Origin of the sequence: Escherichia sp. MOD1-EC5990 (genome assembly GCF_002965285.1) — a bacterium.
Lineage (GTDB): Bacteria > Pseudomonadota > Gammaproteobacteria > Enterobacterales > Enterobacteriaceae > Escherichia > Escherichia coli_F.
Window position 1 is genome coordinate 61,747 of sequence record NZ_PTRV01000015.1, and the last position, 21,827, is coordinate 83,573.

Below are 21,827 nucleotides of genomic sequence, written 5' to 3' on the forward strand. Positions count from 1 at the left end.
GTGCATTAATAGCTATCAACGCGCTCGGTCAGTCCCCTCGCCCCACCGGGGAGAGGGTTAGGGTGAGGGGGAACCCCAGGCACTACGCCAACATCCCCCTCACTCTGACTTTAGTGCGCGCCTTTCGCCTGCGCCACGATCTCCTCGACATTTTCCGGCATTGGCTCATACGGCGTTTCTTTCGCCGTTGGCTTCGGATCTTTCAATGCTGCCAGTGCCGTCTTAATCGAGAACAGCGCCAGAACCACCACAACCACCATAAAGAAGATGGTTAATCCGGCATCCAGACGGTTGTTGAACACCAGTTGCGCCAGTTGTGACTCAGTATACTGCGACGGAATATTGCCGCTGTCGATCATTGCCTGGAACTTGTTAGCAATCGCCAGAAAACCGACTTTCGCATCCGGGCTAAACGCTTTCTGCCAGCCTGCGGTCAGGGTACAAATCAGCAGCCAGGCCGTTGGTACCAGCGCCACCCAGGCGTAACGTTGACGTTTCATCTTGAACAACACCACGGCACAGAGCATCAGCGCCATCCCTGCCAGCATCTGGTTGGCAATACCAAACAGCGGCCACAGAGTGTTAATACCGCCCAGCGGATCGACCACGCCCTGATGCAGAAAGTAACCCCAAGCCAGCACGCACAGCGCCGTTGCCAGCAGGTTAGCAGGCAGTGAATCGGTCCGTTTCAGGCCCGGAGAAACCACGCCCAGCAGATCCTGCAACATAAAGCGCGCAGCACGCGTACCCGCATCCACCGCCGTCAGAATAAACAGTGCTTCAAACAGAATGGCGAAGTGATACCAGAACGCCACATCCATCATGCCACCCAGCGCGCCGTGCAGAATGTAGGCCATCCCCACCGCCAGGGTCGGCGCACCGCCCGCACGGGAAATGATCGACTGTTCACCCACTTCGCTGGCAATCTGATTTAACGTATCTGGCGTAATGCTAAAGCCCCAGCTACTCACTACCTGCGCAGCAGATGCCACTACATCCGCCGTCCCCGCCGGAGCCAGCACCGCCATCGGGCTGTTCATCGCGAAGTACACGCCCGGATCGATGATACAGGCAGAAACCAGTGCCATAATCGCCACGAAGGATTCCATCAACATCCCGCCGTAGCCGATAAAGCACGCCTGACCTTCGTTCGCCAGCATCTTCGGTGTGGTGCCGGAAGAGATCAGCGCATGGAAGCCAGACACCGCGCCACAGGCGATAGTAATAAACAGGAACGGGAACAGATTACCGGTCCATACCGGGCCAGTGCCATCTACAAACTTGGTCAGCGCAGGCATGGTCAGCGTCGGACGCATAATCAAAATGCCTACCGCCAGACCGACGATAGTCCCGATTTTCAGGAAGGTAGAGAGGTAGTCACGCGGAGCCAGCAGCAACCACACCGGCAGAACCGCCGCCACAAAACCGTAACCCACCAGCATCCAGGTCAGCTGCACGCCGGTAAAGTCAAAGTACGGTGCCCAGGTCGGGCTTTCTGCCACCCAGCCGCCAGAGATAATGGCGAAAATAAGGAATACCAGGCCAATCACCGACACTTCCCCAATGCGGCCTGGACGCAGATAGCGCAGGTAAATCCCCATGAACAGCGCCAGCGGAATGGTGAACGCAACGGTATACGTTCCCCACGGGCTATGAGTCAGGGCTTTCACCACGATCATCGCCAGTACTGCAAGAATAATGACCATGATCATAAAGCAGGCCACCAGCGCAATCACCCCGGCGGTTGGCCCCATCTCTTCTTTAACAAGCTCGCCCAGCGAGCGACCGTCACGGCGCGTGGAAACAAACAGCACCATGAAATCCTGCACCGCACCGGCGAGAACCACCCCGGCAAGTAGCCAGATCATCCCCGGTAGGTAGCCCATTTGCGCTGCCAGTACCGGCCCCACCAACGGGCCTGCTCCGGCAATGGCCGCAAAATGGTGACCGAACAGCACTTTCTTGTCCGTCGGCACATAGTCCAGCCCGTCGTTATGGCGCACCGCTGGCGTCATACGCGTCGGGTCAACCGCCAATACATTTTTGGCGATATAAAGACCATAAAAACGGTAAGCGATCAGATAGATACAGACCGACGCCACCACAATCCACAGCGCGTTGATCTGTTCCCCACGATTTAAAGCAATGTATCCCAGAGCAAATGCTCCCATTACAGAGAGCACTGTCCAGACGAGGTATTTCCCTGATTTGTTCATAGTTGTTATCCGTGTGCGTGTCCATAGAGATGTTACATTTTGTTTCTATAACATCTTTGTGCAATTTAACAACACAGCAACTATGTAAATCGGAGTTGAAACCAATATTTAACTTAACAATGTTAACTTGATCACTTCGTTAACTGAGTTTTCCTGCAATCTCATTTAATTCTGTCGGGTTCATCCCAAAACCGCCGTACCCAGCCGGCAAGTGCAGCAACGCCGCCCCTGTTCATCGAAAACAACGATTTCCCAGCTCTGATTTTGCCGCCCAAGATGCAGCGGCTGGCAGATGCCGCGTACCTTTCCCTCAGACACCGGGCGATGATGTGTGGCGTTAAGCTCCGTGCCCACCACGCACTGTCCGTCGCGAGTCATCATAAATCCGGCCATCGATCCCAGGGTTTCCGCCAGCGCCGCCGACGCGCCGCCATGCAGCAGGCCAAACGGCTGATGAGTACGGGTATCAACCGGCATTTCGGCTTCCAGCACATCATCGCCCAGACGGGTATACACAATTCCAAGATGCGCCACCATTGTGTTATCGCTGGTGGCGTTCAGTTCGTCGAGCGTTAAATGGCGTTTCCAGATCATGCTTATGCCCCCAGTGTTGAGCCGCCATCTACCACAATATCCTGTAGGGTGATATGGCTGGCGAGGTCAGAGGCGAGGAACAAAATCGTGTTGGCGATCTCTTGTGGACGGGCGATTTTCCCCAGTGGAATGCCGAGTTTAAACTGCTCGCTAAAGCCGCGAATACGCTGCTCTTCGGCGTCATCACTCACCCACAGCGTGCGTTGCATATCGGTGTCGGTGGACCCCGGGGAAACCACATTACAGCGTACACCGCTACCCGCCAGTTCCAGCCCGACGCTCAACGCCAGGCTTTTCAGCGCCGCTTTCGACGCACCGTAAGCACTCATACCAATACGCGGCGTGTGTGCGGCGTCGGACGCCACAGTAACAATCGCCCCGCCCCGCTGACGACGAAACTGGTTCATGGTCTGCTGGAACAGGTTAAACGCACCGCCGACGTTAACCGCAAAAGTCTGCTGCCAGTCCTCCTTGCTGAGCTGATCGGTCGCGCCCATGCGCAAAATTCCCGCCGCATTGACCAGCACGTCCAGTCGCTCCGTTTGCGCTAACAGTCGCTGACACACTTGCGCCACCTGCGCAGCGTCGGCTACATCCATTACTTCGGTCGCAAAGGGATATTGCTCCAGAGTGAACGCTTGATCAAAACCTGTAACTTTCGCTCCGGCCTCAACAAATGCCAGCGCCGTGGCGTAGCCAATACCTTTCCCCGCGCCGGTTACCCAGACATTTTTGCCGCTGAAATCCATCATTTCACCTCGCGGGAGAGTAGCTTCCACCAGGCATCGATGGTCGGATTTTTCGCCAGCATGACAAAATCGATATCGCCATGCACTTTGCGCCAGCGCGCCGCCAGCGCCATCATGCGCACCGAATCCAGACCGTAATCGATCAGGTTGTCGTCATCGAACGGCTCATCGGACTCGTCCAGCAACGGCAGGATCACCTCTCGCAGCGCCGCTTTAGTTGAAGGGATCGGTGCAGGTAATAGTTCTTCGGTCATCACCACCCGGCCAGAGCGCCCGGCTACATATTTCAGCGACATCAAATGCTCGTCACGACTGAAATCGGCCAGCGCATCTGCCACCATAAACGGTTTAATATCGCGCATAAATGCGTCGGTTGCGGTGGTCATACAGCCAATGTGGGCGTACACCCCGGTTATAATCAGTTGGTTACGTCCACTCTCTTTGAGCATTTGTTCCAGCGGAGAACGATGAAACGCGCTGTAGCGCCACTTCACCAGCACCGTGTCGTCGGCATCTGGCGTCAGGCGATCCACCACCTTTTGCTGTTCCGGTGAACGGGTCAGGCCCGGCCCCCACATATCATTCAACAGCGCCCGATCTTCATCGCTCTGCTCTTTCGGCTGGGCGGTGTAATAAACCGGGATATTGTGCTGTTTGCAGTAGTCGCGTAGTGCCGCAATATTCGCGATCACCTGCTCCATCATCGGACAGTTCTCGCCCCAGAAGCTGACAAAATAGTCCTGCATATCATGGATTAACAACGCGGCACGTTGCGGCTCAAAGGCCCAGTTGACTTTATTCTGCGGAATATCGTGAGACTCCGGCAGTGCGTAAGCCTGTAATTTTGGAATAGCCATCGTGTTCTCTCCTTCAGGCTGATGCGCGTGACGCCAGCCACTGACGTAATTGTTTTTTATCGACTTTCCCGACCGCCGTCAGCGGAAGTGAATCTACGCACTCCACGCGATCCGGTAATTTAAATTCGGCAATACCCTGTTCACGCAGGAAACGACGCACCTGTACCGCACGCAGTGGTTCTTTTACCACCAGATAAGCACAGCTTTTTTCGCCCATCAGCTCATCTTCCATACTCACCAGGGCGGCGTAGATCACCGCCGGATGGCGCAGTAACAGGTTTTCGATCTCTTCGGCAGCGATCTTCTCGCCGCCACGGTTGATCTGATCTTTCTCGCGCCCCTGCACGGTGATGTACCCCTCTGGATCAATAGAGATCAGATCGCCGGAACAGTAAAAACCGTTGGCATCAAAGGCGCTGGCATTGTGCTGTGGACTTTTGTAATAGCCGCGGAAGGTGTACGGCCCGCGCGTCATCAGGCGTCCAACCTCCCCTTGCGGCAGTGGATTTCCGTCAGCATCGGCAACCCACACTTCATCATCCGGACACATTGGATAGCCCTGGGTATGGATAATTTTCTCCGCGCTATCATCAAGACGGGTGTAGTTCACCAGCCCTTCCGCCATGCCGAATACCTGCTGTAACTGGCAGCCAATCTCTGCGGGAATACGCGCCGCAAGCGTGGCAGAAAGACGTGCGCCACCGACCTGTAACAGTTTCAGCGAGGCAAGCTGCGCCCGGCTTTCACCTTCGGTCAGCGCCTGTAACCACAGGCTGACTGCTGGTGGCACCAGCGCGGTGACGTTCACCTGATGTTTTGCAATCAATGGGAAGCAGAGCGTGGCGCTAGGGTCGGCAGCCAGAACGACCGTGCCGCCAGCGAGAAAGACGCCCAGCGATCCTGGCGAACTCATGGCGTAGTTGTGAGCCGCAGGAATCGCGCACAGGTAGCGTGTCTGTTGCGTGAACTGACAAATCTCGACGCTACGACGTACGCTGTAGTAATAGTCATTGTGAGTGCGTGGGATCAGTTTCGGTGTACCGGTGGTTCCGCCGGAAAGCTGAAAATAGGCCACTTCATCGGCAGGTGACGGTGTGGCAATAAAATCCTCTGCCGGATGGTTAATCGCATCCTGCAAGTTATGTTCGCCGCTATCGTTCAGCAGTTGCACCACGCGAATGGAGGAGTGCTCTGCAACAAACGTATTAAGGAAGTCATCCCCGCTAAATAGCGCATGCTGGCGATCGGCAATCAGTAACACCGGTTTAATCTGGCTGGCATAGGCGTTCAGTTCACTACGCTGATGGCTGAACAGCGCCAGCACCGGTGCAACGCCCAGTTTTAACAGCGCAAAAAAGGTAATATACAATTCAGCGACGTTACCCAGTTGTACCAGTGCGGTTTCACCGGGTTTAATGCCCTGACGACGCAAGCTACAGGCGAGATTATCCGCCGCCTGATTCAGTTCCCGGTAACTCAACTGACGCTCGCCGTCGATGACCGCGATGCTGTCGCTTGCGGCATGACGGGTCAGAATGTCGGTCAGCGGCAAATCCTGCCAGTAGCCTTTTTCCCGATAGCGACGGGCAAACTCTTCCGGCCAGCGGGTGAATGGAATGCTCATCCTCGCTCCTTAATGCAATCCAAAAACGTTCAACATGGTAGAAAGTTTGACGCCCGTTTCGCGCCATTCACCCAACGGTGAGGACGCAGGCACAATCCCCGCTCCGGCAAACAGACGCACCTGATTTTCCCGCAGCTTCGCGCAGCGGATGGTCACCACCCACTCGCCGTTACCTTCGCTGTCACACCAACCGACAATGCCGCCAAACAGTTCGCGGTCGAACGGTTCCAGCTCAGCAATCACCTGGGTCGCGGCCTGATGCGGGAAACCGCTCAGCGCGGGGGTCGGATGCAGCAGACAGGCCAGAGTCAGTGCGTTTTCTTGCGAATTCGCTTTGCCTTCAAAGGGTGTTGCGAGATGCCACAGCGTCGGCGTGGTGATCAATTGTGGGGAGGATGGAACGTGTAACTCACTACTGCGTTCGCGCAGTACCTCTTTCATCGCCTGAGTCACCAGTTCATGTTCATGGCGATCTTTTTCTGACGCCAGCAGACGATTACCCGCTTCGCGATCAAGCACGTCATCCGGCTGACGACGCGCGGAACCGGCTAACGGAATGGAGCTAAAACGCTCGCCGTCTTTACGCAGCAGCAGTTCCGGGCTGGCTCCCAGCAGGACGCCACCATCAGCTAACGGCACATGGAAGTTGTAACTAACCGGGTTTTGCGCAATCAACCGTTCCATCAATACGCCACTATCAATGGCGGCGTCAGTGGTGATATCAATCAACCGTGACAACACCACTTTGTCGACTTGCGGCGTGGCGGTAAGTGCGGCGGCGCGGGCAACCATCTGTTCAAACGTAGCTTGTTCAGGAATTGCCTGACGTTCCACCACGTTCAGCGACTGGCTGCGGGTGAAACGGCGGGCTGAAGTCTGTTTTTCCAGCCGGGAGAACGACTGCCAGGATTCGGGAATATACAGCGACGAAGGCTGACGTGGATCGAAGGGAATCGCCCCAACCATCACCGGATTTTTAATGCCCTGAGCTTTGGCATCGGCAAACAGTGCGGCGAGTTTTTGCTGGAAGGGACTGTCTGGCGAATCCCCGTTCACAGCTGGTTCATCGAAGCGGGCGAAACATCCTGACGTCGTAAAACTGCGGTACGGCGACATAAAGAAAAAGCGATTGGGCGCAAGTGTTGCCATGGTCTGCTGTACTTCCTCAGCCAGTGACGTATCCATATCATCCTCCACAAAATGATAAAGGCTTTAATAATGATTATCATTTATATTTTCGGTCGCTAACCTAAAAGCAAACGAGCACTATGTCAACTCTTGAGGTAACGCAATCTGCAAGTCGGGGTTGCATCTGCTTGTGGTTACAATGAAAATGAGAAGCATTAACTTCATTAATAACAGGAAGCTGATTTGTGAGACTCGCCCCGCTCTACCGCAACGCCCTTCTTTTAACCGGAATTTTGCTTTCAGGAATATCCGCAGTTCAGGCTGCCGACTGGCCGCGTCAGATTACTGACAGTCGTGGTACTCATACCCTGGAAAGCCAGCCGCAACGTATTGTTTCCACCAGCGTCACCTTGACCGGCTCACTGCTGGCGATTGATGCACCAGTGATCGCCAGCGGCGCGACCACGCCGAATAACCGCGTAGCGGATGACCAGGGTTTTTTACGCCAGTGGAGCAAGGTAGCGAAAGAACGCAAACTGCAACGTCTCTATATCGGCGAACCGAACGCCGAAGCAGTAGCCGCACAAATGCCAGATCTGATTTTAATTAGCGCGACCGGCGGCGATTCAGCGCTGGCGCTATACGATCAGCTTTCCACTATCGCACCAACGTTAATCATCAATTACGACGATAAAAGCTGGCAGTCGCTGTTAACGCAACTTGGCGAAATTACCGGGCATGAGAAACAAGCGGCAGAGCGGATTGCACAGTTTGATAAGCAACTGACGGCGGCGAAAGAGCAAATCAAATTACCGCCGCAGCCGGTCACTGCCATTGTCTATACCGCCGCCGCGCACAGTGCCAATCTCTGGACAGCTGAATCAGCACAAGGGCAGATGCTGGAACAACTCGGCTTTACGCTGGCCAGGTTGCCCGCAGGCTTAAACGCCAGCCAAAGCCAGGGCAAACGCCATGACATCATTCAGCTTGGTGGGGAAAATCTGGCGGCAGGGTTAAATGGCGAGTCGCTATTCCTGTTCGCCGGTGATCAGAAAGACGCCGATGCGATTTATGCCAATCCACTGCTCGCGCACCTGCCTGCAGTACAAAACAAGCAGGTTTATGCGCTGGGAACCGAGACGTTCCGACTGGATTACTACAGCGCCATGCAAGTGCTGGATCGGCTTAAGGCGCTGTTCTAAGCATTAACTGTCAGACGCTGTCACCTGCGGCGGCGTCTGGCGAAAACGACGCAACTCCACCAGTACCAGCAACAACAACACGCCGATAATCAACAAACCAAAACCACTCGCGCTTGCGGAGGCCACCGGCGTCATCATCGCTCCCAGACCGCCCAACAGCGCTGCGCCTATAGCATCGCCCGTCACGTTTTGTGCCGTCCACAAACCGTTAATCCGCCCTAACATCGCTTCCGGGGTTTGCGTTTGCAGCATTGTGTATTGCAGCAACGAACTAACCGCGCTCAGCCAGCCGAACAGCGCCAGGCAAACCACGCCTAAAATCCACATCGGCATCAGGCCAAACAAACCAATGGCGAGGAACGATCCCAGCGTGGAGAGCAGCATCAATAACCCTGGTCGCGCGCTATGTGCCAGCTTCCCGCTGGTTAACGCGCCAATAGCTGCACCGAGCGGGATCGCCGCATAGAGAAAACCAATCTGTGCCGCCGACATCTGCCAGTTGCCAGCCAGCGCCGGATACAGTACCCGTACCGCGCTCGCCATCGTCAATAAACCACCCAGCAACGCAATCCCTCCCACCAGCGGGCTGGCAAGCAGAAAACGAAATCCTGCCAGTAATGATTTCAACGGATGCTCACGCGGTTGCGGTGGCGGAGGTAGCGCCGGAAGGCTTAACAATGGCAGCAAGGTAATAAACGTGCCCGCCGCCGCCAGCCCGTAGTTCCAGGCTACGCCGCCAGTCGCCAGCAGTAAGCCGCCAATCATGGGCGAAATTACCGATCCCAGCCGCACAGTCAACATGGTGATTGCCCCGGCCTGCATTAAATTTTCACGCCCAACTAATGCCGGAGTCGCCGCCAGCAGCGCCGTAACGCCAAGTGACGCGAAAAAGCCATCCCATAATCCGAGTAAATAGATTGCCAGCAAAGACGGCTCCGGCAGCAACGCGTTCAGGCACAGACCAATGAAGCCAATGCCACAGGTGCCGCGCGCCAGCAAAATCACTTTTTTGCGCTCATAGCGATCCGCCAGCACACCGCCGACCATCAAGCCGACAAACATCGCCCCGCCGGTCAGCGTCACCGAAAGCCCCACCTGCCAGGTAGAATGCGTCATCATCTGGATCTGCACTGGCACCGCGACGCCGAGCAAACCCAGAGAAACAATAGAGATAAAACGAGCGAGGAATACTGCGCGAAACGCCGGGTGCGTTTTCAACAGGCTGAGGTTAAGCAGCCAGGATTGTTTATTCATTACAATGCCTTGCCATCAAATATTTTAAATACCTATTCTTAGGCTGCACATGCTAACATATCCAAATAAGATCGATAACGATAATTAATTTCATTATCATGGAAGTTCGTATGTCTGGTTCTGTTGCCGTGACACGCGCCATTGCCGTGCCCGGATTGCTGTTATTACTGATTATCGCGACGGCATTAAGCCTGCTCATTGGAGCAAAATCACTCCCCGCTTCCGTAGTGCTGGAGGCCCTCTCCGGCACCTGCCAGAGCGCCGACTGCACCATCGTGCTCGACGCGCGACTGCCGCGTACCCTTGCCGGTTTACTGGCAGGCGGCGCGCTTGGCCTTGCCGGGGCGTTAATGCAAACCCTCACCCGAAACCCACTTGCCGACCCCGGCTTGCTTGGCGTGAACGCCGGAGCCAGCTTTGCCATTGTGCTGGGCGCGGCGCTGTTTGGTTACTCATCCGCGCAGGAACAACTGGCGATGGCCTTCGCCGGGGCGCTGGTGGCCTCGTTGATTGTTGCCTTTACCGGCAGCCAGGGCGGCGGGCAGTTAAGTCCGGTGCGTTTAACCCTGGCGGGCGTGGCACTGGCGGCGGTGCTGGAAGGGCTGACCAGCGGCATCGCCCTGCTTAATCCCGACGTCTACGATCAACTGCGTTTCTGGCAAGCCGGTTCGCTGGATATTCGTAATTTACACACCTTAAAAGTGGTGCTGATCCCGGTGCTGATCGCCGGAGCAACTGCGCTATTACTGAGCCGCGCACTGAACAGTTTAAGCCTCGGCAGTGACACCGCGACGGCGCTGGGCAGTCGCGTAGCACGCACGCAGTTGATTGGCCTACTGGCGATTACCGTGCTTTGTGGTAGTGCGACGGCGGTAGTTGGCCCGATTGCCTTTATTGGCCTGATGATGCCGCATATGGCGCGCTGGCTGGTAGGTGCCGATCATCGCTGGTCGCTGCCCGTCACGCTGCTCGCCACACCTGCCCTGCTGCTGTTTGCCGATATTATCGGGCGGGTGATTGTTCCCGGCGAACTGCGCGTTTCTGTAGTCAGTGCCTTTATTGGCGCACCAGTGCTGATCTTCCTTGTACGACGTAAAACGCGAGGTGGCGCATGATTTACGTCTCTCGTCGATTAATTATCACCTGTCTGCTGTTGCTAATAGCTTGTGTGATGGCAAGCGTGTGGGGATTACGCAGCGGTGCCGTCACGCTGGAAACCTCTCAGGTATTTGCCGCGCTGATGGGTGACGCGCCGCGCAGTATGACAATGGTGGTCACCGAATGGCGTTTACCGCGGGTACTAATGGCACTGTTGATTGGTGCGGCACTGGGCGTCAGCGGCGCGATTTTTCAGTCGTTGATGCGTAACCCACTCGGCAGCCCTGACGTAATGGGCTTTAACACCGGAGCGTGGAGCGGCGTGCTGGTGGCGATGGTGCTGTTTGGTCAGGACCTGACGGCTATCGCGCTGGCAGCAATGGCGGGCGGCATTATCACTTCGCTGCTGGTCTGGTTGCTTGCCTGGCGTAACGGTATCGACACCTTTCGGTTGATTATTATCGGCATCGGCGTTCGCGCCATGCTGGTGGCCTTTAATACCTGGCTGTTGCTGAAAGCGTCTTTAGAAACGGCGTTAACAGCGGGTTTGTGGAATGCCGGATCGCTCAATGGCCTGACGTGGGCAAAAACCTCGCCCTCCGCGCCCATCATTATATTGATGCTAATTGCCGCCGCCTTACTGGTAAGGCGGATGCGCTTGCTGGAGATGGGTGATGACACCGCGTGTGCGTTAGGCGTCAGCGTCGAACGTTCACGGCTGTTAATGATGCTGGTGGCGGTGGTGCTTACCGCTGCAGCAACGGCCCTTGCCGGACCGATTTCCTTTATTGCTTTAGTCGCGCCACACATTGCCCGCCGCATCAGCGGCACCGCTCGCTGGGGGCTAACCCAGGCGGCGCTGTGCGGTGCGCTGTTACTGCTGGCAGCCGATCTCTGTGCTCAGCAACTGTTTATGCCGTATCAACTTCCGGTTGGCGTCGTTACCGTCAGCCTCGGCGGTATTTACCTTATCGTCTTGTTAATTCAGGAGTCTCGCAAAAAATGACCGAATCAGTAGCCCGTTTGCGCGGCGAACAGTTAACCCTCGGATATGGCAAATATATCGTTGCGGAAAATCTGACTGTAGAAATTCCTGATGGTCACTTCACGGCAATTATCGGGCCAAATGGCTGCGGTAAATCCACGTTACTGCGTACCTTAAGCCGCCTGATGACGCCTGCTCACGGGCATGTCTGGCTGGATGGCGAGCACATTCAACATTACGCCAGTAAAGAGGTCGCACGCCGGATTGGTTTACTGGCGCAAAACGCCACCACGCCGGGAGATATCACCGTGCAGGAGTTAGTAGCGCGCGGGCGTTACCCGCATCAACCGCTGTTTACCCGCTGGCGTAAAGAAGATGAAGAAGCGGTAACGAAAGCGATGCAGGCCACAGGAATAACTCATCTGGCAAATCAAAGCGTTGATACCCTCTCCGGTGGGCAACGTCAGCGAGCGTGGATCGCGATGGTGCTGGCCCAGGAAACGGCAATTATGCTACTCGACGAACCCACCACCTGGCTGGATATCAGTCATCAGATTGATTTGCTGGAATTGTTAAGCGAACTGAACCGCGAGAAAGGCTATACCCTGGCGGCGGTACTGCACGATCTTAATCAGGCCTGTCGGTACGCTAGTCATTTGATTGCATTACGTGAAGGGAAAATTGTCGCTCAGGGAGCACCGAAAGAGATTGTCACTGCTGAATTGATCGAGCGTATTTATGGTTTGCGTTGCATGATCATTGACGATCCGGTAGCCGGAACTCCGCTTGTGGTGCCGCTCGGACGAACGGCACCTTCAACCGCGAAGATTTAAACTAAGTGGTCTGCCATCATGGCATCCTGTTTTCTGGATGCCATGGCATGGCGCAACAGCACGCTACCACAAGCCACCATACCGCCGATCAACGCAGAAAGGATCACGATAATCGCCTTACCCGGACCGTCTTTTTTTACCGGTAATGACGGACGCAACTGATATTTAAACGGCGTAAAATTCACATCGTTGACATTTGTTTTTGTTAATTGCTCGACTAGATACTGACGATTACGTAATTCACCATTCAGCTCCGCAACGTCAGTGACCGCTTTTTCAATTTCCAGTTTACGTTCAATACCGTCTGCGCCGAGAGAAATAGAAAAGTCGGGGTCATCTTTAACTGCCTGACCATTGCTATAAACGGGCTTTTTAATTCCTGCCGCGTTGGCAATGTCGAGTGAATAATTGAGGCGCTGAATGTTTGCATCAAGTTGGTTTTTCGTTTTAATGCGATCCTGAGCCAGTTTTTCTTTTTCAAACTGGGTTTTGATTTCCAGTTTATTACGGACGTTTTCTAGCGACTCTTTCACCACCAACGCAGAGATATAATCGATATACCCGCTCAAAACGGTCTGCGCCTCTTCACTGGTTGGCGCGGTAAAACTTAGCGTCCAGGAGGTATACAGTGACGGTTCATCTTTTTTCTTACTGGCATTGTCATCAACCGCTTTCATTTTTTCGCTCAATGCGACAATTGCGCGATGCAAATCCAGTTCGTCGATTTTCGCCTCTTTTAATTGGTCCATCACATAAGGTGATGAGCGCAGGTACTCTTCCAGTAAGCTAATAGACTGAAACTTCTTGATAAATAGATTAAATACTCCATTACGATCGAGATTAACATCAAGATCCAGAACGCGCAGTTTAGTAAAGTTTTTCTCGAGGTCCTGCCACTGAATAGCCTCAGCGGGAGTAATGACGGCAGAGCTGGTCCATTTTTGCGGCAGGATGAAAGAGATCAGCAATCCTGTGCAGGCAAACGCAAAAACGACCGCCATGACCGTTTTTTTTGCTCGCCATAAAACGCCGATTAGATTAAGTAAATCAATTTCATTATTACTGGGCGACGCCAGAGGATACTCGGGGAAATGAGCGTCACTTCCCTGTTTAATATTCAGTGATGACATGCGGTATAACCTGAAATGGGTCCAATAAGAGTAAATCTCCACGGCCCCCACTTTACCAGTTGGTGAGATTTATCCGAAGCTGAAGTTTGTAAATTCCTCCCACTGAATGCAACATTCACTCTATTTCAGAGAAATATCCGTTAAATTGATAAATTAAATAAATAATAAACCCATAATCATTTATTGTAATTATGGGTTTATAGATAATATAAATTTACTTATTTAGCGCCGCACGAATAATTGGCCCTATTTTTTCAAACGCCATCGGCGAGATAATATCCACATGCGCGCAATCATGACGATAGATATCCAGCTCCGCAATCCATGGTGCCCAGGCCCGTTCGGGAGTCATCCCCTCCTGAAGCGTGCGTTCGGCAACAAACAGCGTCGCTTTTCCATCAAACGGAACACTATGGGCAGTGGTCAACAAGCGCACTGCATCAGCGTAGTTGCCTTCAATGGTGGTAAACAGCTCCGTTGAAGTATTTCCCTGCTGTGCCGCCAGGAAAGCTTCACGTTCGCGGTTAATCTCCGCCAACACTTCCGGGTCCAGACCATTAGCTTCTTTTTCCTGCCAGTTCTGCGTTTCTGGCGGCCAGGTATCCAGCAAGCCAAGAAATGCCACCTGTTCGCCACGCGCACGCAGCCGTGCCGCAATCCCCTGCGCCAGCGTACCGCCCAGCGAATACCCCAGCAGGTAATAAGGGCCGTGCGGTTGTTGTTCAAGTAACGTTGCCAGATGCGCTTCGCAGACTTCATCCAGGTTTGCCGCCGTCTGCATGGGGCCATGAGGACGCGGAGACTGGATGCCAATAATCGACCATTGAGGATCGAGATAACGCGAGAGCACGCTAAACTGCCAGGCAAAACCAGATGCTGGATGGAAACAAAACAGCGTCGGGCCATTACCTTCACGCAACGGCAGGATGGTTTCAAATCCCATGCGCTGGGTGCTGTCTTCTTCACCATCAATAACCGTTGCCAGTTTGGCGACGGTTGACGCGACCATCACCTGCCCCGGCGTCACCTGACGGGCAAACTGTCGACTAAGTTGTGCTGCCAGTTTCATTGCCAGTAGCGAATGACCGCCAAGCGCGAAGAAATCAGCGTCAGCATCCTGCACGTCACAACCCAGCAATGACGAGAACGCCGCGGCGATCATCGTTTCACTGCCCATTTTCGGCGCACGCCCCGGCGCTTGTGCCTTCAGTTCCGGCAACGGTAAGGCTTTGCGATCCAGCTTACCGTTGGCGCTAAGTGGTAACTGTGGCAGTTGCAGCAGAACCACGGGCACCATATGCGGAGGCAATTTTTCGCGAAGCTGCGCCTGCAATGCGCTGGTATCCAGCGGCAGGCCCGATTGCGACACCAGATAGCCCACCAGTTGACGTGCATCCCCTCCGGTGGCTGCCGCCTGATTAATCACACAAGCGTGGGTAACTGCTTGCTCGACATCCGGCAGCGCCTGCATCACACGATCGATTTCGCCCAGTTCAATCCGCTGACCACGAATTTTTAGCTGATCATCACTACGCCCGAGATACTCCACCGCGCCGTTATCCAGCCAGCGGGCAACATCTCCGGTACGGTACATGCGTTCACCGGGCGCGAAAGGATCGGCAATAAAGCGGCTGGCTGTCAGATCGGGTCGTCCAAGATACCCCTGCGCCAGTTGAATACCGGTGAGATAGAGATCGCCTGCCACACCCGGCGGCACCGGATGCATCATCGCATCGAGAATGCGCAGGCCCGTGTTCCACACCGGGTAGCCAATCGGCACACTGCTGCCGCGTACCGCTGCAAGTTCAGCACCAAAGGCTGGATACCAGCTCACATCCACCGCCGCTTCCGTCGGGCCATAAAGATTATGTAACGGCGCGCCGGTTAACTGTTGCCATTCGCGACATAAATCGGCTGGTAAGGCTTCTCCGCTACAGAAAACCTGTTTCAACGTCGCGCAACTCTGGCGAGCGGTTTCCGGCGTCAACGAAGCAACAAACGCCGCCAGCATCGACGGTACAAAATGCGTGGTCGTTACGCCATATTCGGCAAAGAATTGCTGCATAGCGAGCGGATCGCGGTGCGCTTCCGGTTCAGCCATCACCAGTTTCGCCCCGGCAATAAACGGCCAGAAAAACTCCCACACCGAGACATCAAAACTGCACGGCGTTTTTTGGGCAACGACATCTTCGCCTGTAAGCGGGTAGTGGTTTTGCATCCAAAGCAGGCGGTTAACGATAGCCGTCTGCCCGACCATTACCCCTTTCGGCCTGCCGGTGGAACCGGAGGTAAAGATGATATAAGCCGTGTGGTGCGGTTGTGAAAGTTGCAGCGGCGCACTGCCCTGCGGTGTAAGCGGGGCGTTATAGCAAAGACTGGTTAAATTGGGGATATCGCTAAAGCGCGGCAGTTGATCATCGGTGGTGATTAACAGTGACGGACGCGCATCTTCCAGCATCATTTTCAGGCGATCGTCCGGATAGCCCGTATCCAGCGGTAGCCAGGCCGCACCTGCTTCAACTATCGCATGTAGCGCCATAGTCAAAAAGACCGAGCGCGGTAGTGCCACCGCTACGCTGTCGCCAGGTTTAACGCCGCGCTCACGCAGCAGATTCGCCAGCGCCACCACCTGCTCGCGCATTTCCCGATAACTGAACTGGTAACGCACATCTGCCAGTGCCGGAGCATCCGGCGTTTTTGCCGCCTGTTCTGCCACCAGCGCGCTCAGTGTGGTTTCTGGAATCTCAACCTGAGTGGCGTTGATCTGCGCCAGCTGTGCATACTCTTCTGGCAGCATAATATCGACATCGCCGCACAACCGCGCCGGATCCGCGGCAAACTGCACCGTCAGCATTTTCAGCCGTTCAGCATGCTGGATTAGCGTTGGCTCATCGTAACGCTGTTTATTGGCGAGGATCTCAATACTCAAATCACCGTTTTCATCCGGGAAAAGGGCCAGTTCAAGGTCATTAACCGGACCGGTTGCCAGGGTATGGGTTTGCGCCTGTACCCCCGGAATATCTAACTGATAATCAAATACTTTAATATTGAGCACCGGACCGAACAGCGGTTCCTCTCCCGCCGCGCGCCCGCTGTCACGGACAATTTGTTCGGCATCGTAACGTTGATGACGACGCATTTTTTTCAGTTGTGCCGCTAGTCGGGCTGCCAGTTGCGGCAATGTTTCTTGTGCCTCAATGTGAATACCCAACGGCAACACGTTGAGCACGGGTCCGGTAGCCGTCAGCGCCGCTGAGCCCAGTCGACGCATAAAGATAAATCCGGCGGCGTAGTCCATGCGGTTGCACAATCGCCCCAGCCACAAAGCCGCCAGCGCAAGGGCTATATCGGTACGCTGCACACCTGAAAGTTGCGTAGCCAACTGGCGGAATTCCCCGCCGTTAAATTCCAGTTTCAGACGCAAAATATCTGCCGAGGCGCTGCGCCCCGGTAAAGGGGCTGGAGAAAGTGACGCGGGCGGTGGTAGTTGACGACGCTGTTCCGCCCAGAATGCCGCATCACGCTGCCAGGCTTCGCTTTCGCGGTACTGCTGGTACTCTTCCACTACCTCAGCGAAAGGCGTAAACGGCGAAGCCGGTGTTGGTTCGCCACACCCCCATGCACAGTAAATGTTGGCGATCTGGCGGGTAATGACCGGGAAACTGAAGCCATCGACCAGCAAATGGTGGTAACGCTGATACCAGTACCAGCGGTTATCTGCCACCTGTATCAGTTGATGAAAAACCAGAGGTTTACCGCTATCGACGCGCAGATCTTGTTGCAAATCCGCCTGCATTAATGCCTGCGCAGTACCGTGCGGATCAATGTTGGTTCGCAGGTCGATAATTTCTGGCAGTTCGAACGTCAGCGCATCATCGACCCATTGCCAGACTTCGCCGTTATCTTCCGTAAAACGCATCCGCAGCGTATCTGCTTGCGCTAATCCGGCAACCACCGCGCGAGCCAGTAATGGCGCATCAACATCTCCGGTTAACTCAACGTAATGCGCCACGCTCCAGGCGGAGGGTAAATCCGACAGTTTTTCTGCCATCCAGATGCCGGGCTGTGCGGCAACTAAAGGTAAATGCTGGCTCATTGCGCCTCCTGCTGCTGGATGAAATTCGCCGGTGTCAGAGTACGCCAGTGGGCGTCCAGCCACTGCTGGCAGGACGCCTGTGACTGCGGCTGACACACAACATCCCAGCCTGCCGGTAAGGCGCACTGTTGCGGCCACAGACTGAATTGCCCCTGCGCATTGCGTAAAATGTAAAACACGCCCTGCGGATCATCGAAGGGATTACTGAATGCCATATTCAACTCCTGTCATGGAAAAGTGGTTGCCAGAGGTCGATTAGCCCCTGCATCAAGCCACCGCGCCAACAAAGCGCATCATGTCCGCCGTCAACCTGACGCCAGAAAATGGATACTTTTAGGGGGGTTAATTGCGCATACAGCGCCTGATTGGCCCGCATGATCATCGGCTCGCGAATACCTGCTTCCAGCACAATGCGCAGACCTTCGGCGCTAACTTCACCAGCTTTGAGCTGTTCAAGTAACACGCCCTCTTGCTGCCCGCCCCGATGCGGCCACCAGTACGATCCCGACTGGCTTAATACACAGCCAAAGCGTTCAGGCCAGCGCAGTCCGGCATACAGCGCGGAAAGTCCACCAAAACTCTGCCCTGCGACCACGGAGCGATCGGCGCGATCGCTAAAGGGGGCGATAGTTTTCACCTGGGGTAATAACTCTTGCTGTACTGCCAGCCAGAAATCCGCATTACATGGCAGTTCGTGGGCACGTTGCGTGGTGTCGATAGCGTCGATCAACACGTACACGGCGGGAGGAAGTTGCTGACGATGGGTCAACGAAGTCAGCACAGGCCAGACGGGCATACTCTGCGCCCAAAATTCGCCATCAAGTAAAACTGCCAGCGGACGTTCTTCTGCTGTTGCATCGCCGGTGGTAAAAATCCATACACGGCGTGAATTTTTCAACCGTTCACTTTTCCAGATAATTTCTTTGGCAGGCGTTTCTGGCGCTTGCGGACAATCCCATCCTGGTTGCAGGGGCGCTTGCGGCATTTCGAGTGCAGAAACAGCGTGCCCTCGCCCGCCTTTCCAGCTTTGTGGATTTAGCGGATCGGCTATCGCCTGGGGTAATAGTTTTCGCCAGCCTTCGCGCAATTCGAGGCGATCAGGTGATGGTGCAGAAAAAATGTCATCACGTTCGGTAGGAATAAAACAGTAGCTGCCGCGCCAGTTGGCATTGAGTTGTGTCGTCCACTGCCAGACATCGGTCCCTGCAATTCGCTGCATCGACTGGGGCTGGCTGTTCTGATGGTGATCGGTCACGCCAGTGATATAGACCCATACGCGCTTTATCGTCGAGTGGTCTTCAGAACCTTGTGGATCACGCCACCAGAAAGTGACCTGATACATTTCGTCATTCAGACGCTGACATTCCGGGCCATGTTTCGACTGCCACCAGCTCTCACTTCCTACTTTTAACGCCATCACACCATAACCCCATGTTTACTGTGCAATTTTTCATTGATTGCAGAAATATATTGATAATATTATTGATAACTATTTGCATTTGCAATAGCGTAATGGCGCGCCGTGGGAAGCGCGGACATTAATTAACCAACTGCACTGCGTGTCTTTCAGGATCAAAGGTTTTCGCGGTAGCGGGATACGTCGTATTGATGACGACTACGCCCGACAGTTGCAATTCGTGGCAAAAATGCAGGAATAAAACAATGAACAAGAAGATTCATTCCCTGGCCTTGTTGGTCAATCTGGGGATTTATGGGGTAGCGCAGGCACAAGAGCCAACCGATACTCCTGTTTCACATGACGATACTATTGTCGTTACCGCCGCCGAGCAGAACTTGCAGGCGCCTGGCGTTTCGACCATCACCGCAGATGAAATCCGCAAAAACCCGGTTGCCCGCGATGTATCGGAGATCATTCGTACCATGCCTGGCGTTAATCTGACAGGTAACTCCACCAGTGGTCAGCGTGGTAATAACCGCCAGATTGATATTCGCGGCATGGGTCCGGAAAACACGCTGATTTTGATTGACGGTAAGCCTGTCAGCAGCCGTAACTCGGTGCGTCAGGGCTGGCGTGGCGAGCGTGATACCCGTGGTGATACCTCCTGGGTGCCGCCTGAAATGATTGAACGTATTGAAGTTCTGCGTGGTCCGGCAGCTGCGCGTTATGGCAACGGCGCGGCGGGCGGCGTGGTTAACATCATTACCAAAAAAGGCAGCGGCGAGTGGCACGGCTCATGGGATGCTTATTTCAATGCGCCAGAGCATAAAGAGGAAGGTGCCACCAAACGCACCAACTTCAGCTTGACCGGTCCGCTGGGCGACGAATTCAGCTTCCGTTTATATGGCAACCTCGACAAAACTCAGGCTGATGCATGGGATATTAACCAGGGCCATCAGTCAGCGCGTGCCGGAACGTATGCCACGACGTTACCAGCCGGGCGCGAAGGGGTGATCAACAAAGATATCAATGGCGTGGTGCGTTGGGACTTCGCCCCTATGCAATCACTCGAACTTGAAGCGGGCTACAGCCGCCAGGGTAACCTGTATGCAGGTGATACCCAAAACACCAACTCCGATTCCTATACGCGCTCGAAATATGGCGATGAAACCAACCGCCTGTATCGCCAGAACTACTCGCTGACCTGGAACGGTGGCTGGGATAACGGCGTGACCACCAGCAATTGGGTGCAGTACGAACACACCCGTAACTCGCGTATACCGGAAGGTTTGGCGGGCGGCACCGAAGGGAAATTTAACGAAAAAGCGACACAAGATTTCGTCGATATCGATCTTGATGACGTGATGTTGCACAGCGAAGTTAACCTGCCGATTGATTTCCTCGTTAACCAGACGCTGACGCTGGGGACTGAGTGGAATCAGCAGCGGATGAAGGACTTAAGTTCCAACACCCAGGCGCTGACCGGAACGAATACCGGCGGTGCTATTGATGGTGTGAGTGCCACCGACCGTAGCCCATATTCAAAGGCAGAAATTTTCTCGCTATTTGCCGAAAACAACATGGAGCTGACTGACAGCACCATCGTAACGCCGGGGCTGCGTTTCGATCATCACAGCATTGTCGGCAATAACTGGAGTCCGGCGCTGAATATATCGCAAGGTTTAGGCGATGACTTCACGCTGAAAATGGGCATCGCCCGTGCTTATAAAGCGCCGAGCCTGTACCAGACTAACCCGAACTACATTCTCTACAGTAAAGGTCAGGGCTGCTATGCCAGCGCGGGCGGCTGCTATCTGCAAGGTAATGATGACCTGAAAGCGGAAACCAGCATCAACAAAGAGATTGGTCTGGAGTTCAAACGCGACGGCTGGCTGGCGGGCGTCACCTGGTTCCGTAACGATTATCGCAATAAGATTGAAGCGGGCTATGTGGCTGTAGGGCAAAACGCAGTCGGCACCGATCTCTATCAGTGGGATAACGTGCCGAAAGCGGTGGTTGAAGGTCTGGAAGGATCGTTAAACGTACCGGTTAGCGAAACGGTGATGTGGACCAATAACATCACTTATATGCTGAAGAGTGAAAACAAAACCACGGGCGACCGTTTGTCGATCATCCCGGAGTATACGTTGAACTCAACGCTGAGCTGGCAGGCGCGGGAAGATTTGTCGATGCAAACGACCTTCACCTGGTACGGCAAGCAGCAGCCGAAGAAGTACAACTATAAAGGCCAGCCAGCGGTTGGACCGGAAACCAAAGAAATTAGCCCTTACAGCATTGTTGGCCTGAGCGCGACCTGGGATGTGACGAAGAATGTCAGTCTGACCGGCGGCGTGGACAACCTGTTCGACAAGCGTTTGTGGCGTGCGGGTAATGCCCAGACCACGGGCGATTTGGCAGGAGCCAACTATATCGCGGGTGCCGGCGCGTATACCTATAACGAGCCGGGACGTACGTGGTATATGAGCGTAAACACTCACTTCTGATGCTAACGTCAGATTGTTGACAAAGTGCGCGTCGTTCATGCCGGATGCGGCGTGAACGCCTTATCCGGCCTACAAAAATCTTGCCAATTCAATATATTGCAGGATAGTGTAGGCCTGATAAGCGTAGCGCATCAGGCAGTTTTGCGTTTGTCATCAGT

General features: G+C 54.5%; 16 protein-coding genes. 5 read left to right on the forward strand and 11 right to left on the reverse strand.

What is annotated here, in order from left to right; genetic code table 11:
- Positions 1 to 110 precede the first annotated feature (110 nt).
- From cstA to entC, 6 genes are all read right to left on the reverse strand, one after another.
- Positions 111 to 2,216, reverse strand: coding sequence for a pyruvate/proton symporter CstA (gene cstA / locus BEB42_RS17365; RefSeq protein WP_001043156.1), 2,106 nt, complete (start codon positions 2,214 to 2,216; stop codon positions 111 to 113).
- A 180-nt stretch (positions 2,217 to 2,396) separates the two neighbouring features.
- Complete coding sequence (gene entH, locus BEB42_RS17370; RefSeq protein ID WP_000637946.1) at positions 2,397 to 2,810, reverse strand: proofreading thioesterase EntH; 414 nt, start codon at positions 2,808 to 2,810, stop codon at positions 2,397 to 2,399.
- 2 nt (positions 2,811 to 2,812) lie between these two features.
- A complete protein-coding gene (gene entA, locus BEB42_RS17375) occupies positions 2,813 to 3,559 on the reverse strand; it encodes a 2,3-dihydro-2,3-dihydroxybenzoate dehydrogenase EntA (RefSeq protein ID WP_000347645.1) in 747 nt (248 codons plus the stop codon).
- Positions 3,559 to 4,416 carry an enterobactin biosynthesis bifunctional isochorismatase/aryl carrier protein EntB gene (gene entB, locus BEB42_RS17380; RefSeq protein WP_001007152.1) on the reverse strand — a complete coding sequence of 286 codons (858 nt, stop codon included), beginning with the start codon at positions 4,414 to 4,416 and terminating at the stop codon, positions 3,559 to 3,561. Before entB ends, entA begins: the two co-directional genes overlap by 1 nt.
- Before the next feature lie 13 nt (positions 4,417 to 4,429).
- A complete protein-coding gene (entE, locus tag BEB42_RS17385; RefSeq protein ID WP_000026819.1) occupies positions 4,430 to 6,040 on the reverse strand; it encodes a (2,3-dihydroxybenzoyl)adenylate synthase EntE in 1,611 nt (536 codons plus the stop codon).
- 9 nt (positions 6,041 to 6,049) lie between these two features.
- The gene (gene entC / locus BEB42_RS17390; protein ID WP_001353366.1) at positions 6,050 to 7,225 is read right to left on the reverse strand and encodes an isochorismate synthase EntC; all 1,176 of its coding nucleotides are present in this window, start codon (positions 7,223 to 7,225) and stop codon (positions 6,050 to 6,052) included.
- 188 nt (positions 7,226 to 7,413) lie between these two features.
- Between entC and fepB the strand changes: the two genes are divergently transcribed.
- Positions 7,414 to 8,370 carry a Fe2+-enterobactin ABC transporter substrate-binding protein gene (gene fepB, locus BEB42_RS17395; protein ID WP_001234298.1) on the forward strand — a complete coding sequence of 319 codons (957 nt, stop codon included), beginning with the start codon at positions 7,414 to 7,416 and terminating at the stop codon, positions 8,368 to 8,370.
- Positions 8,371 to 8,373: 3 nt separating this feature from the next.
- Here fepB and entS read toward each other — a convergent pair whose 3' ends face one another.
- Positions 8,374 to 9,624, reverse strand: coding sequence for an enterobactin transporter EntS (entS, locus tag BEB42_RS17400; RefSeq protein ID WP_001041797.1), 1,251 nt, complete (start codon positions 9,622 to 9,624; stop codon positions 8,374 to 8,376).
- A gap of 110 nt (positions 9,625 to 9,734) precedes the next feature.
- On the opposite strand from entS, the gene fepD reads away from it, so the two are divergent.
- The 3 genes from fepD to fepC are packed head-to-tail and all read left to right on the forward strand — an operon-like array spanning position 9,735 to position 12,540.
- Positions 9,735 to 10,739, forward strand: a complete 1,005-nt coding sequence (fepD, locus tag BEB42_RS17405; RefSeq protein WP_001295314.1) for a Fe(3+)-siderophore ABC transporter permease — start codon at positions 9,735 to 9,737, stop codon at positions 10,737 to 10,739.
- On the forward strand, positions 10,736 to 11,728 hold the full coding sequence (gene fepG, locus BEB42_RS17410; RefSeq protein WP_000640941.1) for an iron-enterobactin ABC transporter permease: 993 nt from the start codon (positions 10,736 to 10,738) through the stop codon (positions 11,726 to 11,728). The genes fepD and fepG overlap by 4 nt, the downstream gene beginning before the upstream one ends.
- Positions 11,725 to 12,540 (forward strand): iron-enterobactin ABC transporter ATP-binding protein, encoded by an 816-nt coding sequence (gene fepC / locus BEB42_RS17415; protein WP_000140629.1) that lies wholly within the window; start codon positions 11,725 to 11,727, stop codon positions 12,538 to 12,540. Before fepG ends, fepC begins: the two co-directional genes overlap by 4 nt.
- Here fepC and wzz(fepE) read toward each other — a convergent pair.
- The 4 genes from wzz(fepE) to fes all read right to left on the reverse strand — a co-directional run bounded on the left by wzz(fepE) (position 12,537) and on the right by fes (position 19,186).
- Positions 12,537 to 13,670, reverse strand: coding sequence for an LPS O-antigen length regulator Wzz(fepE) (gene wzz(fepE), locus BEB42_RS17420; RefSeq protein ID WP_000096733.1), 1,134 nt, complete (start codon positions 13,668 to 13,670; stop codon positions 12,537 to 12,539). The two genes, fepC and wzz(fepE), sit on opposite strands and share 4 nt — an antisense overlap.
- A gap of 214 nt (positions 13,671 to 13,884) precedes the next feature.
- Positions 13,885 to 17,766, reverse strand: coding sequence for an enterobactin non-ribosomal peptide synthetase EntF (entF, locus tag BEB42_RS17425; protein ID WP_000077686.1), 3,882 nt, complete (start codon positions 17,764 to 17,766; stop codon positions 13,885 to 13,887).
- On the reverse strand, positions 17,763 to 17,981 hold the full coding sequence (locus tag BEB42_RS17430) for an MbtH family protein (RefSeq protein WP_000885808.1): 219 nt from the start codon (positions 17,979 to 17,981) through the stop codon (positions 17,763 to 17,765). Before BEB42_RS17430 ends, entF begins: the two co-directional genes overlap by 4 nt.
- Positions 17,982 to 17,983: 2 nt before the next feature.
- Positions 17,984 to 19,186 (reverse strand): enterochelin esterase, encoded by a 1,203-nt coding sequence (fes, locus tag BEB42_RS17435; RefSeq protein WP_105267480.1) that lies wholly within the window; start codon positions 19,184 to 19,186, stop codon positions 17,984 to 17,986.
- Positions 19,187 to 19,428: 242 nt separating this feature from the next.
- On the opposite strand from fes, the gene fepA reads away from it, so the two are divergent.
- Positions 19,429 to 21,669: a siderophore enterobactin receptor FepA gene (fepA, locus tag BEB42_RS17440; RefSeq protein WP_001034928.1), complete on the forward strand. Its 2,241-nt coding sequence runs from the start codon at positions 19,429 to 19,431 to the stop codon at positions 21,667 to 21,669.
- The last annotated feature ends 158 nt before the right edge of the window (positions 21,670 to 21,827 follow it).